14 protein-coding genes are annotated in these 15,669 nt (G+C 39.3%); 13 read left to right on the top strand and 1 reads right to left on the bottom strand.

What is annotated here, in order from left to right:
* The first annotated feature begins 52 nt into the window (after positions 1-52).
* From PS1M3_RS11345 to PS1M3_RS11325, 5 genes are all read left to right on the top strand, one after another.
* Entirely contained in the window at positions 53-1,288 is a 1,236-nt protein-coding gene (locus tag PS1M3_RS11345; protein WP_203984318.1) for an integrase domain-containing protein, read from the top strand.
* Between the two features lie 7 nt (positions 1,289-1,295).
* On the top strand, positions 1,296-2,042 hold the full coding sequence (locus PS1M3_RS11340; protein WP_203984309.1) for a hypothetical protein: 747 nt from the start codon (positions 1,296-1,298) through the stop codon (positions 2,040-2,042).
* A 140-nt stretch (positions 2,043-2,182) separates the two neighbouring features.
* Positions 2,183-2,446, top strand: coding sequence for an AlpA family transcriptional regulator (locus PS1M3_RS11335; RefSeq protein WP_008111294.1), 264 nt, complete (start codon positions 2,183-2,185; stop codon positions 2,444-2,446).
* A complete protein-coding gene (locus PS1M3_RS11330) occupies positions 2,443-2,757 on the top strand; it encodes a hypothetical protein (protein ID WP_203984307.1) in 315 nt (104 codons plus the stop codon). The genes PS1M3_RS11335 and PS1M3_RS11330 overlap by 4 nt, the downstream gene beginning before the upstream one ends.
* Before the next feature lie 280 nt (positions 2,758-3,037).
* On the top strand, positions 3,038-3,598 hold the full coding sequence (locus PS1M3_RS11325) for an inovirus-type Gp2 protein (RefSeq protein ID WP_008132492.1): 561 nt from the start codon (positions 3,038-3,040) through the stop codon (positions 3,596-3,598).
* 255 nt (positions 3,599-3,853) lie between these two features.
* Here PS1M3_RS11325 and PS1M3_RS11320 read toward each other — a convergent pair whose 3' ends face one another.
* Positions 3,854-4,939: an ArdC family protein gene (locus PS1M3_RS11320; protein ID WP_203984305.1), complete on the bottom strand. Its 1,086-nt coding sequence runs from the start codon at positions 4,937-4,939 to the stop codon at positions 3,854-3,856.
* A 236-nt stretch (positions 4,940-5,175) separates the two neighbouring features.
* On the opposite strand from PS1M3_RS11320, the gene PS1M3_RS11315 reads away from it, so the two are divergent.
* The 8 genes from PS1M3_RS11315 (at position 5,176) to PS1M3_RS11280 (ending at position 15,668) form a co-directional block, all read left to right on the top strand.
* Positions 5,176-7,245: a class I SAM-dependent DNA methyltransferase gene (locus tag PS1M3_RS11315; RefSeq protein ID WP_203984303.1), complete on the top strand. Its 2,070-nt coding sequence runs from the start codon at positions 5,176-5,178 to the stop codon at positions 7,243-7,245.
* Positions 7,245-8,579 (top strand): restriction endonuclease subunit S, encoded by a 1,335-nt coding sequence (locus PS1M3_RS11310; RefSeq protein WP_203984301.1) that lies wholly within the window; start codon positions 7,245-7,247, stop codon positions 8,577-8,579. The genes PS1M3_RS11315 and PS1M3_RS11310 overlap by 1 nt, the downstream gene beginning before the upstream one ends.
* Before the next feature lie 2 nt (positions 8,580-8,581).
* Complete coding sequence (locus PS1M3_RS11305; RefSeq protein ID WP_203984293.1) at positions 8,582-9,616, top strand: YhcG family protein; 1,035 nt, start codon at positions 8,582-8,584, stop codon at positions 9,614-9,616.
* On the top strand, positions 9,617-12,847 hold the full coding sequence (locus PS1M3_RS11300) for a type I restriction endonuclease subunit R (RefSeq protein ID WP_203984286.1): 3,231 nt from the start codon (positions 9,617-9,619) through the stop codon (positions 12,845-12,847).
* 75 nt (positions 12,848-12,922) lie between these two features.
* The gene (locus PS1M3_RS11295) at positions 12,923-13,306 is read left to right on the top strand and encodes a hypothetical protein (RefSeq protein WP_203984284.1); all 384 of its coding nucleotides are present in this window, start codon (positions 12,923-12,925) and stop codon (positions 13,304-13,306) included.
* A 141-nt stretch (positions 13,307-13,447) separates the two neighbouring features.
* Positions 13,448-13,750 carry an IS66 family insertion sequence element accessory protein TnpB gene (locus tag PS1M3_RS11290; RefSeq protein ID WP_138741057.1) on the top strand — a complete coding sequence of 101 codons (303 nt, stop codon included), beginning with the start codon at positions 13,448-13,450 and terminating at the stop codon, positions 13,748-13,750.
* The gene (gene tnpB / locus PS1M3_RS11285; protein WP_036956871.1) at positions 13,747-14,097 is read left to right on the top strand and encodes an IS66 family insertion sequence element accessory protein TnpB; all 351 of its coding nucleotides are present in this window, start codon (positions 13,747-13,749) and stop codon (positions 14,095-14,097) included. The genes PS1M3_RS11290 and tnpB overlap by 4 nt, the downstream gene beginning before the upstream one ends.
* A 77-nt stretch (positions 14,098-14,174) precedes the next feature.
* Positions 14,175-15,668 (top strand): IS66 family transposase, encoded by a 1,494-nt coding sequence (locus tag PS1M3_RS11280; protein WP_203987272.1) that lies wholly within the window; start codon positions 14,175-14,177, stop codon positions 15,666-15,668.
* The last annotated feature ends 1 nt before the right edge of the window (position 15,669 follow it).

Here is a 15,669-nt window from a genome sequence, read left to right as displayed (position 1 = left end):
AGTAGTACATTTGGTAGTACTACTTCAGTTTAAGTAAATCGGGTACTACTTTATGGCAAAAACAAAACCACTAACCAATACGGAAGTTAAGCAAGCCAAAGGAAAAGAGAAAGTATATAAACTATCTGATGGCGACGGCTTACAACTTAGAGTTAAACCTAACGGCAATAAATCTTGGTTGCTGGATTATTACAAACCTTACACAAAAAAGCGGACCAGTATTGGTTTAGGAGGTTACCCTGCAATATCTTTAGCGGATGCCCGTAAACTAAAATCAAAGTTTAGAGAGTTACTGGCTAAAGACATCGACCCTAAAGAATACAAAGAAGATCATAACCGCATACAGTTAGAGGCTGTATCAAATACCTTCAAGCATGTTGCTACTAACTGGTTTGAAATAAAGAAGACGCAAGTTAGCGAAAATTACGGAATTGATTTATGGCGCTCGCTAGAAAATCATTTATTTCCAGAGTTAGGAAAGTTACCTATAAGCAAAATAACTGCACCAAAAGTTATTGATGTAATTAAGCCTATAGCCGCTAAAGGGGTTTTGGAAACGGTCAAGCGATTATGCCAGAGGTTAAATGAAATTATGACCTATGCGGTCAATACAGGGCTAATACATGCCAACCCGTTATCTGGCTTAAGAGCGGCTTTTCAAAAGCCGGTTAAAGAAAACATGCCTACTATCCCACCTGAAGAACTCCCTGAGTTAATGAAAGACCTTAGTTATGCGAGTATTAAGCTTGTTACTCGTCTTTTAATCGAGTGGCAGCTTCACACGATGGTTAGACCAAGCGAAGCCGCTGGTGCAACATGGCGAGAAATCAATTTTGACAATAAGTTGTGGGAGATTCCAGCAGACCGAATGAAGATGAAAAGCGGGCATAATGTTCCACTAACCGATCAAACAATAGAGTTACTAAATAGGTTAAAACCAATAAGTGGTCATCGAGAGCATATATTTCCGGGTGATAGAAACCCTCGAACTCATCTTCATGAACAAACTGCTAACATGGCTTTAAAGCGCATGGGGTATGAAAATCGATTAGTTGCTCACGGCATGCGGTCTATTGCCAGTACCGCATTAAATCAACATGGCTTTGAAGGTGATGTAGTTGAGGCGGCACTAGCTCATGTTGATAAAAATGAAGTAAGGCGAGCATACAACCGCGCAGATTATTTAGAACGTAGACGAGTAATGATGATCTGGTGGTCTGAATATATAGAGTTAGCTAAACACGGACAGGTAGGCGGTTCTAACACTACTTTAAAAATAGTGGGTTGAGGTTATTATGGATAATAAAAAAATGAATAAGGAAAATGATTTTAAAAATGACTTTTTTACCAAAGAGCAGTTGCAAGAGTGCATCGATATAAATATAAGATCTATTATTACTAAACTAGATAACTACATTTATTACGATGGGATTTTAACAGATTCAGCGCGTAATGAAGATTTATATGTGACTGGCTTTATTAAAATAAAGCCATTCGTTCTTGATACCTATATTGATGATAGAGGTGAAGAACAGCTTGTTTACTCCTATGTATATAAATGTGGTACTTATTGTTCTAGACCTGAGTTAAGTAACAATGAAGATCTGACTCCCGATTGTTTTTTCAATATAAACTACGCAACTATTTATTATTACTATCAAGACTTTGTCGATTATTGTGCTCAGCTAAGATTACCAATTAAAGATATAGCTGAAAAAGGTGATTTTTGGGATAACACATTAAATGGAACTTTTGATGAGGACATAGGAAATGAAAATCTTGATGGGGAAAACGGTGATATGGATTTTAAAGCGCCTTACCAGCAAGAACCTCAATATCCATTAGAGCTTCAATTAGCAATAGATGCTTATGATAAATTCTGTAAAGATGAAAAGACTTTGCCTAAAAATAAAGTAATTGAAGATTGGTTAATAGGAGAGGCCTTGCATCGAACTATTGTTCAACTGGATGGTTCGGAATATATTCCAGGTTTAAGTCGAAAAAAGGCTGAAGTTATAGCTTCCATAGTAAAATCGAAATAAAAGGTCATATTTTTAGCGGGGGACCTCCATTACCCCTCCATCCCCCCTAAAATTTAGTTGCCGGACCGTATTGCCTTACCCCCATGTTAATGGTTTTTAATATGCCTGAACCATTTCATAACGTACTAAGGCAATTAAAAATGAACATTAAAAGTTTTTCTAAAATTATCCGCAGACCTGAAGTTTTAAATAAAACTGGCTGGTCAAAATCGACACTCTATAACCGCATTAATGATGGCCTATTTCCTACACCCATAAGCTTGGGAGTAAGAGCTGTTGGCTTTGTTGAAAGTGAATGTGACAAAGTAGTCCAAGCAATGATTGCAGGCTACACAGAGCAACAATTAAAAGCATTAGTGCAAAGCATTATTAGTAATCGTGGCATAAAGGAGTTGCAGTTATGATCCGCAGAAATAAATGCTTAGAGCTAGGTTTGCCAGACCCAAACGACTGCCAAAAAGAGTCGAATTATGTGTTGAGTGTGATAAGCCAAGGGCTAACAATAAATGCTAATATGGCTCGCTATATTGGAATTGATGACCTGCAAGATGTGGTATGTGCAATTAAACGAAAAGGCTATTTATTTACAGTAGAAGATAAAGAGGCCGAATGCCCATCAACGGGTCGATTAACACCATTTCCGATAATGGTTTTGTCGATGACGGATGAGCAGCAAGCATTGTATAAAAACGAGGAAAGCCGCAAAGAAAGTTAATTTCAATGCGACTTATCAATGGTGTGCTGGTGGCGCAATGTGGAAGTTAAACCACCAGCACGTTTAAGCATAACGTTAATTACCTAGCTAAACAATGTTAGTACTCGCTTACGCTGAATGCATTGTATGGATTTAAAAAACGCTTATTGGTCGCTATTTATAGGTTTTTGACCCTATAAATTATTAGTAAGGCCATGACGCTTTAAATTCATACTTATTGAATGGCGATAGTAGTGACTAACACGCCACTAGGTAATTAATAATATCTCTTGAGTGTTGTATGTCTTATAAGGTTAAGGTTAGGGCTATTGAGGTAAATGATCAGGTGTTCTGGGTGAACGGTCAGCATAGTGGTATTTACTTAACTATGGCCAAGAAGATGATAAACCAAGTTGATATGATATTAAAGCATCATAGCAAAGTACACCTAATTCGTTTCGATCTCCGCCTTTACGAGTACTCGTCGGATAATCAAATAATTACAAAATTTAATCGAATCCTATTTAGGTGGCTTAAGCGAGCATATAACTTAAAACGGGTAGGTTTTATTTGGTGTCGTGAGATTGAAACCGCTAAGCAACAACATTACCACTACGTTTTGATGCTCGATGGTCATAAAGTACGTCATCCGTATGATATTTTAATTAAGGTAAAAGCTATCTGGGAGTACCAGCTACAAGGTTCACAATATACCCCAAAGCACTGCTACTACAACATTATGCGAGGTGATTACGATTCACTTCAAGAGGCTATATGGCGTATTTCTTATTTGGCTAAAGTGAGAAGTAAGGGAAAGAAACCGCCACAAACAAAACATTATGGAACAAGTCGAATCAATTGAAATGTGTATTATTGTTAACTTTTCACGCGTGCTAAATGTTTGTGAAAGCCTTCAAAGTGTTAAGGTGTGTCTCGGTTTACTATGTATAGCAACCGGAACAATGCGGAACAAACCGGAACAATCTAAAATAACTAAGACTATGATAATAATGGTTTTATATTTTATTTTGGAACATATTAAAGCACATTCAAACGGTTTGTTCCTGTTTTACGATAAGCCCTCTCGTTGCCACAACCCTAATAAAACATTCAGCAATTACCACTCAATAAGGTGCTTATTAGGCTTTGAGCATTGCTCACAAAACGATAAGTTTTCATAACGGGTTAATGTAACGCTATAGCTTTCATGACAGTGGTTACAGCACGTACTAACTTTTAGCGTACTTACAAAACCTGTAAGAATTATTTTCTCTGGTTCTACTGCTTCACTATCATTAAGTTGTTCAAACTCTTTATCTTCACAATCCACATCAGCGTTTTCAATGCCTGTTAACTCATACAAAAAATGTACTGCTTTTTTTGCATCATCTACGGCTTTAAATAAGTAACGAAAATCATCTTTTAAATGCTTTATCCAAGACTTCAAGTAAGCAGCATGGTCCGTTCTTGGCGTTATTGTATTTTCAAGCCGAGTACATATTATTGCAGCACCAAGTTCAGCAACTAGCTCTTCATAAGCATACTGTTCGGTACTATTATTAGCCAAGTCACGTTTCATTCTAGAGTCATGCCCACTCCAATGAATTAACTCATGAATAGCAGTAGCATAATAATTATGCTTTTTACCCCCATGAGAACTATCTACAAAGTTAGTGGGGAATGGCAGGTATATTTTATCTTCGTGTACTCTGTAAAATGCACCGGTATTACCATGAGTAATATTGGCTTTGCATCGGGCTATAAATTTATCAGCACTCGGATCTATCGGCATATCATCTGCAAATAAGTCAGGGTGCGCTGGGTTGTAATTATTTACTTGGTCAGCGTTGAATACCGTATAGGGTTTAAAATAAATAATATAATCTTCATCACTGGGGTTATTTTTTTTAGCGTAAATAGGGCGAAATAAACGTGTCCCTTTTGAGCGAATTTTTACCTTCGCTTTTTTTATATTCCATTGTTTAAGTGTAGCCCACTCATCCGATTGAAAAGTATTCTCAAGGGTAGACGCCCAAAGTAATGTTGCATTCATGCCACTAAAAAGGTGGTGTGTAATGGCATTCTTAGGTTCTAAAAAGCCATTATGCCAAGGTGCAACCCATTCCCCCAAGTTCTCCTGCATTTGCTCAATTAGCTTATCTACAACACTTCTAACATGCGCGTCTACTTCTTCCTTTTTCATAATTTAATTCCGTTTTAAAGCTATGAGTTATTTATAGATTACTATTTTGTTAATTATGAATATTACCTTAATTTGATAAAGCTTCTCTACCATACAACATAATAAAGGTTACAATACCCTTAATAAAAAGTACTGCCTTCAGTGCTGGTAAATAATCCTTAAATCTTGCTTAAAAAATAACATATCTAATGATATGGTAAGTTAAGTTACGGAAAACAAAATAATAAAGGGTCAAAATGACAGATAACAACTTCTCTTCAACCGCTGCTTTTTTATGGTCAGTCGCTGACTTACTTCGCGGTGATTTTAAACAATCTCAGTATGGCCGTATAATCCTACCTTTTACACTGTTAAGGCGTTTAGAGTGTGTGCTTGAAGCCACCAAACCTGCTGTGCTTGAAAAGTACGAAACCGTAAAAGCCATGCCGATTGAAGCGCAAGACAAGCTCCTTACTCATGCAGCGCAGTTAAGTTTTTACAATACCTCAAAAATGGATTTAAACCGCCTTGGCGAAACCGATGTAGCCAGTAATCTTGAGAGTTACATTCAATCGTTTAGCCCCAATGCGCGTGAAATATTTGAACACTTTGATTTTTTTAACACCCTAGATAAGCTGGCAGAAGCCGACCTACTTTATAAAGTAGCTAAACGCTTTGCTACAACCGACCTACACCCAAATGTTATTAATAACTATGGCATGGGTTTAGTGTTTGAAGAGCTAATTAGGCGCTTTGCTGAAAGCTCTAACGAAACCGCGGGTGAGCACTTTACCCCGCGCGACATTGTACGTTTAACCACCTCTTTAGTGTTTACCAATGACGACGACGCGCTTACGCAATCGGGCTTAGTTCGCTCAATTTACGACCCAACAGCGGGTACGGGCGGGTTTTTATCATCAGGTATGGAATACGTATTAGAACTTAACAATAAAGCATCGCTTTCAGCATTTGGCCAAGAGCTAAACCCAGAGTCATACGCTATATGTAAAGCCGATATGCTTATTAAAGGCCAAAAGGTCGATAACATAAAACTCGGTAATACCTTATCAAACGACCAGCTACGCACCGAAAAGTTTGACTACATGTTATCTAATCCGCCATTTGGTGTGGACTGGAAAAAAATACAAAAACAAATTAACGACGAACACACCGAAAAAGGCTTTGAAGGCCGTTTTGGTGCGGGTTTACCGCGTGTATCTGACGGCTCGTTACTATTTTTAATGCACCTAGTCAGCAAAATGCGCCCACAACACGAAGGTGGTTCGCGCATTGGTATTATTTTAAATGGCTCTCCGTTGTTTACCGGTGGTGCCGGTAGTGGTGAGAGTGAAATTCGCCGTTATATTCTTGAAAACGACCTGCTAGAGGCCATTGTTGCCCTACCTACGGATATGTTTTATAACACTGGCATATCAACTTATGTGTGGGTGCTTTCAAGCCATAAACCTGCTAACCGTAAAGGCAAGGTACAACTTATCAATGCGGCAAAAGAGCGCGCTAAAACAGGCGGCAGAGGCCGTAGTGGTGGCGGTGAAGTTGAAGGAAATGATGAGAATGTATTCTATGCAGCTATGCGTAAGTCACTCGGTAGCAAACGTAAAGAACTAACAGAAGATGCAATAGAAACCATTGTAAAAACATACGGCCAATTTGTAGAGAACGACTTTAGTAAAATATTTGATTACCAAGCGTTTGGTTATCGCCGTATTACAGTAGAGCGCCCATTACAACTGGCTGTTTATCCAAAAGATGAGCTACGCATTAGTGCTTTAACAACCGATAAAGCATGGGATAAGCTAAACGAGCATACACAACACACTACACTTGCAGCGCTTGCCTCACTTAACAACGATAAATATTTGTCTCGCGATGTATTTTTAAACGCATTAGCTACTGAGCTTGCAATCGCAACACCAAGCGTTAAGCTAAGCGCTGCCCAGCTTAAACTGATAGTTAAACATTTAAGTGAACACGATGATGAAGCTGCTATCTGTTATCAAGAATCAGGCAAAACCAAAGGTAAAATAGAAGCCAACCCAGACTTGCGTGATAATGAAAACGTACCACTCACAGAATCCATTGATGATTATTTTGCCCGTGAAGTATTACCCCATGTACCAAACGCGTGGATAGATACTAAAAAAACCGACGAGCAAGACGGCGAAGTAGGCGTAGTTGGCTACGAAATACCATTTAATCGCCATTTTTACGAATACGTACCACCAAGATCACTAACCGAAATTGATGCGGATTTAGATAAAGTATCTAGTGAGATTATGCAGCTACTTAACGAGGTGCATTCATAATGACAGGTACAGCCTTGAGCGGTAAAAAGTATAAAGCATACCCTGAATATAAAGAGTCTGGAGTTGAGTGGGTTGGAGAAATACCCTCTGATTGGTGTATGTGGAAATTGGCTCATGCCTTCAATGAAATAGGCTCAGGTACAACACCTCCAACAAATAATGAAAAATGGTTTAAAGGTGATGTACCTTGGATTACTACTGGTGAACTTCGTGAAAAGATAATCACAGACACCAAGAAAAAATTATCTCCCAGCACCTTAAAAGCATTCCCTACATTGAAAAAATACCCCGTGGGGTCTATAGCTATTGCAATGTATGGCGCTACCATTGGTAGGTTAGGTATTTTTGGCGTAGAAGCGGCAACAAACCAAGCTTGTTGTGTAATGACTACTTCGACACAACTTAATAATAAATACCTATTTTATTGGTTATGGGCTTTTAAAGAAGACATCATTCGATTATCTTCAGGAGGAGGTCAACCAAATATTAACCAAGAAAAAGTTGCTTCATTAAGAGTTTCTGCACCAAAATCAAAAGAACAACAAAAAATTGCTAGTTTCCTCGATCACGAAACCGCTAAAATCGACACCTTAATCGCTAAGCAAGAAAAGCTGATTGAGCTGTTAAAAGAAAAGCGCCAAGCGGTGATTTCTCACGCAGTGACTAAAGGGCTAAATCCCAATGCTCCAATGCGCGACTCAGGCGTAGAATGGCTAGGTGAAGTCCCAGAGTATTGGGAGTTAAAAAAGTTCAAATACTTATTTAAAATCAGAAAACGAATTGCGGGTAAAACAGGCTTGGATATTCTTTCAATTACTAAAAAAGGCATTAAGGTTAAAGATATTTCTAGTGGCGAAGGTCAGTTATCTATGGATTATTCTAAGTATCAATTAGTTAATGCAGGTGACTTCGCGATGAATCATATGGATTTATTAACAGGATTTGTAGATATATCAAAATATAATGGAGTCACAAGTCCAGATTACCGTGTATTCACTCTTGAGCACAAATATTCTGACTCAGATTACTACCTTAGAGTTCTACAAATGGGTTATCTTGATAAAGTTTTCTATCCTCTAGGTCAAGGCGCCGCAAATATTGGACGATGGAGGTTGCCTACAGAAGCCTTTAATGAATTTTTAGCTCCTTGCCCTCCATATAAAGAACAGGAACAGATTTCAAGCTTTATAAATAAAACTCACGATAAAATTGACGCTTTATTGGAAAAGGCTGAAAGTGCTATCAACCTTATGAAAGAACGTAAAATTGGCCTTATCTCAGCAGCAGTAACCGGCAAGATTGATGTGCGTGATTGGGAGTCACAAGGAGTTTAAGGATGAGTAACCTAACAAGCCTAGCTCCCTTGAGCCAAGAGCTGAGCGTACTGATCCACAGTGCCAAGCAGCGCGCTGCGGTCGCAGTGAATAGCGAAATTACTTTGTTGTATTGGCAAGTGGGTAATCGCATTAATCAAGAAGTGCTGGGCGGCGAGCGTGCCGATTACGGCAAACGAGTAATTGCCACGCTTTCTAATGAGCTAACAGTGCAATTTGGCAAAGGGTGGAGTAAGCGCAACCTTGCACAAATGGTTAAGTTTGCAGAGGTTTTTTGGGATATAGAGATTGTGCACGCACTGCGTACACAATTGAGCTGGACCCATATTCGCCAGTTAATTGCCATTGATGAGCCCATAAAGCGAGACTTTTACACCACAATGGCCATTCAGGAACGCTGGTCAACCCGCACCTTGGATGAACGTATTGGTGCCTTGCTGTTTGAGCGCACGGCTATCTCTAAAAAGCCAGACGATACCATTGTGGCTGAACTCTCTGAGCTGCGAAATTCAGGCCAGTATAATCAGGAACTGCTGCTTAAAGACCCCTATATTCTCGATTTTTTAGAGCTGAATGACCGCTACTTAGAGAAAGATTTAGAAGATGCCATTCTAAGAGACATTGAGCAGTTTTTATTAGAGCTGGGTGCCGGTTTTAGTTTTGTGGCACGTCAAAAGCGTATCCAAATTGACAACGATGATTTTTATATCGACTTGCTATTTTACAACCGCAAGTTAAAGCGTTTGGTGGCAATCGATTTAAAGCTCGAAAAGTTTAAACACAGCCACAAAAGCCAGATGGAGCTATACCTCAACTGGCTAAAAAAATATGAAACCGAAGAGGGTGAAAACCCACCACTTGGGATCATTTTGTGCTCCAGTAAAAAACAAGAACAAATTGAGTTACTTGAAATGGAAGGCAGCGATATTCATGTTGCAGAATACCTAACGCATTTGATGGATGTTGAACTACTCGAACAAAAATTACAGCACTCTATTGCCAAGGCAAAGCAACGATTAAATCAAAAGGATGAGTAAATGAGCCAAGCAAAAACAGTAAGAGAGTTGCAATTTCAAAATGACATTATTGACCAAATGCTTGCACAGGGCTGGTTACTGGGTGAGTCGAACAAGTACAACAAAGAGCTGGCACTTTACCCTGAAGATGTGATTGCTTTTGTAAAAGGCTCGCAACCTGAGCAATGGGATAAGCTGCAAAAGCATTACCCAGAGACTGACCGAAGCCCTACAGCAACCGCTGATGCTTTACTTAAAAACCTAGAACGTAACTTAAAAAATAAAGGCACGCTTTGGGTGTTACGTAATGTAATTAAAGACCGCGGTGCTAAATTTAGCTTATGTAGTTTTAAGCCTGATCACGATTTAAACCCTGATGCGAGTAAACGCTATAACAAAAATATTTTACGCGTGGTGCCTGAGCTTAAATACTCACCGAACGGTTATGATGGCCGATTAGATTTAACTTTATTTGTAAATGGCTTACCGGTTGCAACTTGTGAGTTAAAGTCTGAATTTAAGCAGTCGCTCAATAATGCCAAAGTGCAGTACATGAAAGACCGCCAGCCAAAAGATCCAATCACTAAAAAGGCAGAGCCATTATTGACCTTTAAACGCGGTGCGTTAGTTCATTTTGCAGTAAGCCAATACAACCTGGCAATGACGACCCGTTTAGCGGGGAATAAAACCTTCTTTTTACCGTTTGACCAAGGTACAGCCGAAGGCGCTGCGGGAAATGATATTCCGGCTGATGGCAGCTATGCGACCTCGTACCTTTGGAACGAGATTTTTCAAAAAGATAACTTGTTACTTATTTTAAGCCGCTATATTCACTTAGAAGTAAAAGACGAAGAACAACTTGATGGCTCAATAAAAGTAAAAGAAACCATGATATTCCCGCGTTATCATCAATGGGCTGTGGTTTCTAAGCTTATAAATACAGTTGATTTTGAAGGTACGGGTAAAAAGTACCTTATTCAACATAGTGCGGGATCGGGTAAGTCGAACTCTATTGCGTGGCTATCGCACCAGCTGGCCTCTAAACATTACTTAACTGAGCACCCAGAATTACAAAAACAAGCGGGCGACAAAGTATTTGACTCAGTAATAGTGATTACTGACAGAACCGTTTTAGACAGCCAACTACAAGATACTATTTATCAGTTTGATCATAACGAAGGGATGATAGCGCGCGTTAACCGCGAAGAGGCACAAGGCAGTAAATCGAGCCAGTTAGCCGGTGAGCTAAAAGCCAGTACCTCAATTATTATTGTGACCATTCAAACCTTTCCCCATGTTTTAGAGGCAATACGTAAAGATTCTACCTTAGCTGGGCGAAGTTTTGCGGTAATAGCCGATGAAGCGCACTCTAGCCAAACGGGAACAACAGCACGTAAGTTGCGTGAAGTGCTAATGGCTGAGCAACTTGAAGGCGATGACGAGCTAGACAGTGAAGATATGCTGCGTTTATCTTTAGAAGCCCGTAAAGGCTCTAACAATATTAGTTATTTTGCCTTTACAGCAACACCTAAAGCGAAAACCTTAGAGCTATTTGGTCGCCCTGAAGATTTAGACGCACCGCTAAGCGATACTAATAAGCCATTACCCTTTCATGTGTATTCAATGCGCCAAGCCATTGAAGAAGGCTTTATTTTAGATGTGCTGCAAAACTACACCAGTTATCGCGTGGCTTATCAATTAGCTCACGATAACCCGCAGTCTGATCAAGAAGTAGATAGCAAAAAAGCGGCGTCTAAAATGGCTAAATGGGTAAGGCTACACCCTTATAATATTGCCCAAAAAGTTGAAACAATTGTTGAGCACTTTAATGCCAAAATTAAACACTTATTAGGCGGAGAAGCCAAAGCAATGGTGGTGACGAGTAGCCGTTTAGAAGCTGTACGTTACAAGCTTGCCTTTGAAAAGTATGTAATGGATAAAGGCTATGAAAACGTCAATGCGATGGTGGCGTTTTCTGGTGAAGTGAACGACCCAGATATTCCTGATCATGCCTTTACTGAAAAAGCGATGAACCCTAATTTACGTGGGCGTGATATGCGCAAAGCCTTTGACACTAACGACTACCAAGTAATGTTAGTAGCGAATAAGTTTCAAACAGGGTTTGACCAACCTAAATTAGTGGCTATGTATGTTGATAAGCCATTAAAGGGTGTTGAATGTATTCAAACGCTCTCTAGGCTAAACCGTACTTGCAAAGGTAAAGATAAAACCTTTGTGCTTGATTTTGTAAACGATCCTGAAGAAATTTTAGAAGAGTTTAAAGTTTACTTTCAAACTGCTGAGCTTTCAGACGTATCTGATCCTAATATTGTTTACGACATAATGGAGAAGCTAGCTGAGGTGGGGATTTACCAATGGTTTGAAGTAGAAACCTTTGTAACCGCTTATAACAGTAAAAATGCCAAGCAAGACAAGCTCACCAATATTATGAAAGCGCCTGTAGAGCGATTTAAGTTGCGCTACAAAGAAGCCACCACGGTACTGCAATCAGCCCAAAAGGAGCTGGCTAAAGCGAAAGATGACAACAACGACAAAGCGATTAAGTACAGTGAAAACAGTGTTAAGCACGCTAAAGAAGCCAGAGATATTTTAGATGTGTTTAGAAAAGATTTAATCTCGTTTTATCGTTACTACGAGTTTAGCTCTCAAATTGTTGACTTTAACGACACTGACTTAGAAAAGCTCAGCGTGTTTGCTAAAAACTTACACCCACTTTTACGCATGGATGTAATAGAAGACGACGTTGACCTAACCGATGTAGTAATGACACATTATCGGCTGCATGAACAACGCGAAGCTGATTTACAGCTAGGCCACAAAGTAGGCGAAGAGCCTAAAAGCTACTTACCACCAAGCAAAGAAGGCTCGGGCGCAGTACCAAAGGATCCTAAAACTGAGCTTTTAAACGAAATCATTGAGCGCATGAACGACCTGTTTGCTGAAGATGGCCTATCTGAAAACGATATGGTTAATTATGCTAATGCAATTATGGGTAAAGTAGCCGAAAACGAAACCGCAATGGATCAGGTTAAGCACAATACAAAAGAGCAAGCCATGCTTGGGCAATTCCCTGAAGCAATCCAAAACGCGATTATAGAAAGCATGGATACCCACAACGTAATGGCTATGAAAGCTCTATCAAGCGATTTAGTTTCTAAAGGTATAGCGAGTTTAGTGTTCGACATGCTAATGAAAGGTGTTGCGGGTAAAGGCGATGAGCAACGCAGTTAAAGTTTATTTTTATAGGTAAGCCGTAATAGCTTACCTTTTTAATTAAATGAAAAGACTCATTGGCAGGCGAGCAATATGGAAGTTAAGCTCAATTCATTACGTGATTTAGTAAAGCTAATTATTGAAGGTACAGTCACATTTAATGATGACAGTAATGCATATAGTTTAGTAGAGACTATGTGCGACACATATTTTGAGGATGAGCAGGTAGCGGATTATAGAGGGCATTGCTCTGCTGATGATGTAGAGCAAGAGCTGGAATGTGATCTTGGTGATTATGAATGGGCAGAAGTAATCTTTTATAATTTTGATATGCACGAAATAAAAAACCAATTAGCGATATCAGACCGTTGCTGTAGGCTTTATACCGACGATGAACTTGAGCATTTTATAAATGAGTATTTAAGCAGTTGGCGTAAAAATGCAATTAATGCTCTTTTAGATAAACTCAAAAATTGATAAAAATATAAAATTAATATTTTAGCCACAAATTTTTAAATCCTAAGTGTTAGGAGTAAAAAGTAACCGTCGGCTAAACCACACCTAAACATTTATTTTATATTCGCTAAGCTCATTTCTTTTTAATAACAGGAGTGAGTTATGCAAACCAATCGAACACAACAATGGCTAGATTTAATTCACCGACAACCAGGCTCTGGTTTAAACATACAAGATTTTTGCCAGCAAAATAACTTAGCAACGTCCACTTTTTATAAGTACCGCAAACAATTAACCGCCCAATCTAGTTTCAGCAAAGTGACCATTCAAACTGAACAAACCCGTTTGCAAGAAATCGTTGAGCCTGCCCATATCACACTGACTTTGCAGGTTGGAGAATTAAAATTGCCAGGTTCAACCTCTGCACAGTATTTGTCTGATTTGATTAGAGGTTTAGTTAAATGAAAATGTTTGTTGAGCCAAGTGACATTTACCTGCACCGCCCAGTGGTGGACTTTCGAAAATCGATTAATGGTTTAGCTAATATTGTTGTCGCTGAAATGAATTTAAATGTGATGTCCGGTGCTTTATTTATCTTCTGCAACAAAAGCAAAGATAAACTCAAAATCCTTTACTGGGATAAAACGGGGTTTGCTTTGTGGCATAAGCGATTAGAAAACAATAAGTTTAAATGGCCGAATGCCGAGCATGAAAACCAGCTTGTTTTATCTGAGCAACAACTGCACTGGCTGCTCGATGGCTTTGATATTGTTGGTCATAAACCGCTGATTTTATCAAACTTGAGCTTATAACTTTAGCTCATACCTGATCAGCTTTTAATCTGAATAACATGCAGATAATCAGCGAGTTACAGGGTAAAATACCCCCTATGACTGAACTAGAGCAGCAACTTCTCAAACGCATTGCCGAACTTGAAAAACAAGTAACGGATAAAGATTCCAGAATCGCGTATTTAGAAGAACAATTCAAATTAGCCCAACAAAAACAATTCGGTAAATCAACCGAAGGCCACCCTGCACAAGGTGATTTATTTAACGAAGCGGAAGACATCGCTGAGTTAGAACGTGAAGTTGAAGCTGAAAACGAAACCGTTACTTACACCCGTAAAAAAGCTAAACGCACTGCGTTACCGGCTGATTTACCACGCGAAGTGATTGTGCACGACATCGAAAATAAAAGCTGTGACTGCTGCGGTGGTGAAATGCATAAAATGGGTGAAGATAAATCTGAAAAACTTGAATTTATTCCAGCTCAAATCAAAGTGATTGAACATGTTAGACCTAAATACAGCTGCCGAGCCTGTGAGCAAAACGAAACACAAGTTCAAATCAAACAAGCCCCGATGCCAGCGAGTCCAATTCCTAAAGGCATTGCAACACCAAGCTTACTCAGCCAAATCATCACCAGTAAATATCAATACGCTCTGCCGCTTTATCGGCAAGAAACCATGTTTAAACAACACGGCATTGAAATCAGTCGACAAACCATGAGTGACTGGATAATCAAATGTGCCAGTTTATTTAAACCACTGTATGACAAATTGCATCAAATCTTATTAGAGCAACATGTCATTCAAGCGGACGAGACCACAGTCAATGTGGTGAGTGATGACAAAACAAAATCCTATATGTGGTTATATTGCACAGGTACTGACACGCCTGTAGCAAATAACCCATTTAAAAATATCGTACTGTATGAATATCAGCCGGGTCGTTCAGGTTGTTATCCTGCGAATTTTTTACTTAATTATACAGGTTACCTTCAAGTGGATGGTTACCAAGGGTATGACCAAACTAAAGCTAAGCTTGCTGGCTGCTGGGCACATGCACGGCGTAAGTTTGATGAAGCTGAAAAAGCGCAACCCAAAGGAAAAACGGGCAAAGCAAATTGGGCGTTGAATCATATTCAAAAACTGTATCGAATTGAAACCAGAATCAAAGATAAAACAGCGCCTGAAAAACAAGCCATCCGGAAAAAAGAGTCGGAGCCATTACTTAACCAATATAAAGCTTGGTTGGAAAAATCTTTGCTCAATACCTTACCTAAATCCAAATTAGGGGAAGCGCTCAACTACAGCCTGAATCAATGGGATAAGTTGGTTCAATATGTTGAAGATGGTCATTTGTCTATCGACAATAATCGCGCTGAGCGGGCGATTAAACCCTTTGTCATTGGCCGCAAAAATTGGCTGTTTAGCCAAACAGCTAATGGGGCCAACGCCAGTGCAATGCTCTACAGCATAGTGGAAACGGCAAAGGCCAACGGACTAATACCTTACGATTATATTAGCTATTATTTAACCCAAATCTGCAAACCGGGTTGCCAAATCGATGATTTACTGCCTTGGAATATCAAAAGCTAGG

It is taken from the genome of Pseudoalteromonas sp. PS1M3, from assembly GCF_016865405.1.
In the GTDB taxonomy this organism is placed as follows: Bacteria; Pseudomonadota; Gammaproteobacteria; order Enterobacterales; family Alteromonadaceae; genus Pseudoalteromonas; species Pseudoalteromonas marina.
This window is presented reverse-complemented; position numbering and strand designations above follow the sequence as displayed.

What these genes read in the sequence shown, in the direction of transcription:
- PS1M3_RS11345 (WP_203984318.1), top strand. Translation starts at nt 53, where the DNA reads ATGGCAAAAACAAAACCACTAACCAATACGGAAGTTAAGCAAGCCAAA.
- PS1M3_RS11340 (WP_203984309.1), top strand. Translation starts at nt 1,296, where the DNA reads ATGGATAATAAAAAAATGAATAAGGAAAATGATTTTAAAAATGACTTT.
- PS1M3_RS11335 (WP_008111294.1), top strand. Translation starts at nt 2,183, where the DNA reads ATGAACATTAAAAGTTTTTCTAAAATTATCCGCAGACCTGAAGTTTTA.
- PS1M3_RS11330 (WP_203984307.1), top strand. Translation starts at nt 2,443, where the DNA reads ATGATCCGCAGAAATAAATGCTTAGAGCTAGGTTTGCCAGACCCAAAC.
- PS1M3_RS11325 (WP_008132492.1), top strand. Translation starts at nt 3,038, where the DNA reads ATGTCTTATAAGGTTAAGGTTAGGGCTATTGAGGTAAATGATCAGGTG.
- PS1M3_RS11320 (WP_203984305.1), bottom strand. Translation starts at nt 4,939, where the DNA reads ATGAAAAAGGAAGAAGTAGACGCGCATGTTAGAAGTGTTGTAGATAAG.
- PS1M3_RS11315 (WP_203984303.1), top strand. Translation starts at nt 5,176, where the DNA reads ATGACAGATAACAACTTCTCTTCAACCGCTGCTTTTTTATGGTCAGTC.
- PS1M3_RS11310 (WP_203984301.1), top strand. Translation starts at nt 7,245, where the DNA reads ATGACAGGTACAGCCTTGAGCGGTAAAAAGTATAAAGCATACCCTGAA.
- PS1M3_RS11305 (WP_203984293.1), top strand. Translation starts at nt 8,582, where the DNA reads ATGAGTAACCTAACAAGCCTAGCTCCCTTGAGCCAAGAGCTGAGCGTA.
- PS1M3_RS11300 (WP_203984286.1), top strand. Translation starts at nt 9,617, where the DNA reads ATGAGCCAAGCAAAAACAGTAAGAGAGTTGCAATTTCAAAATGACATT.
- PS1M3_RS11295 (WP_203984284.1), top strand. Translation starts at nt 12,923, where the DNA reads ATGGAAGTTAAGCTCAATTCATTACGTGATTTAGTAAAGCTAATTATT.
- PS1M3_RS11290 (WP_138741057.1), top strand. Translation starts at nt 13,448, where the DNA reads ATGCAAACCAATCGAACACAACAATGGCTAGATTTAATTCACCGACAA.
- tnpB (WP_036956871.1), top strand. Translation starts at nt 13,747, where the DNA reads ATGAAAATGTTTGTTGAGCCAAGTGACATTTACCTGCACCGCCCAGTG.
- PS1M3_RS11280 (WP_203987272.1), top strand. Translation starts at nt 14,175, where the DNA reads ATGACTGAACTAGAGCAGCAACTTCTCAAACGCATTGCCGAACTTGAA.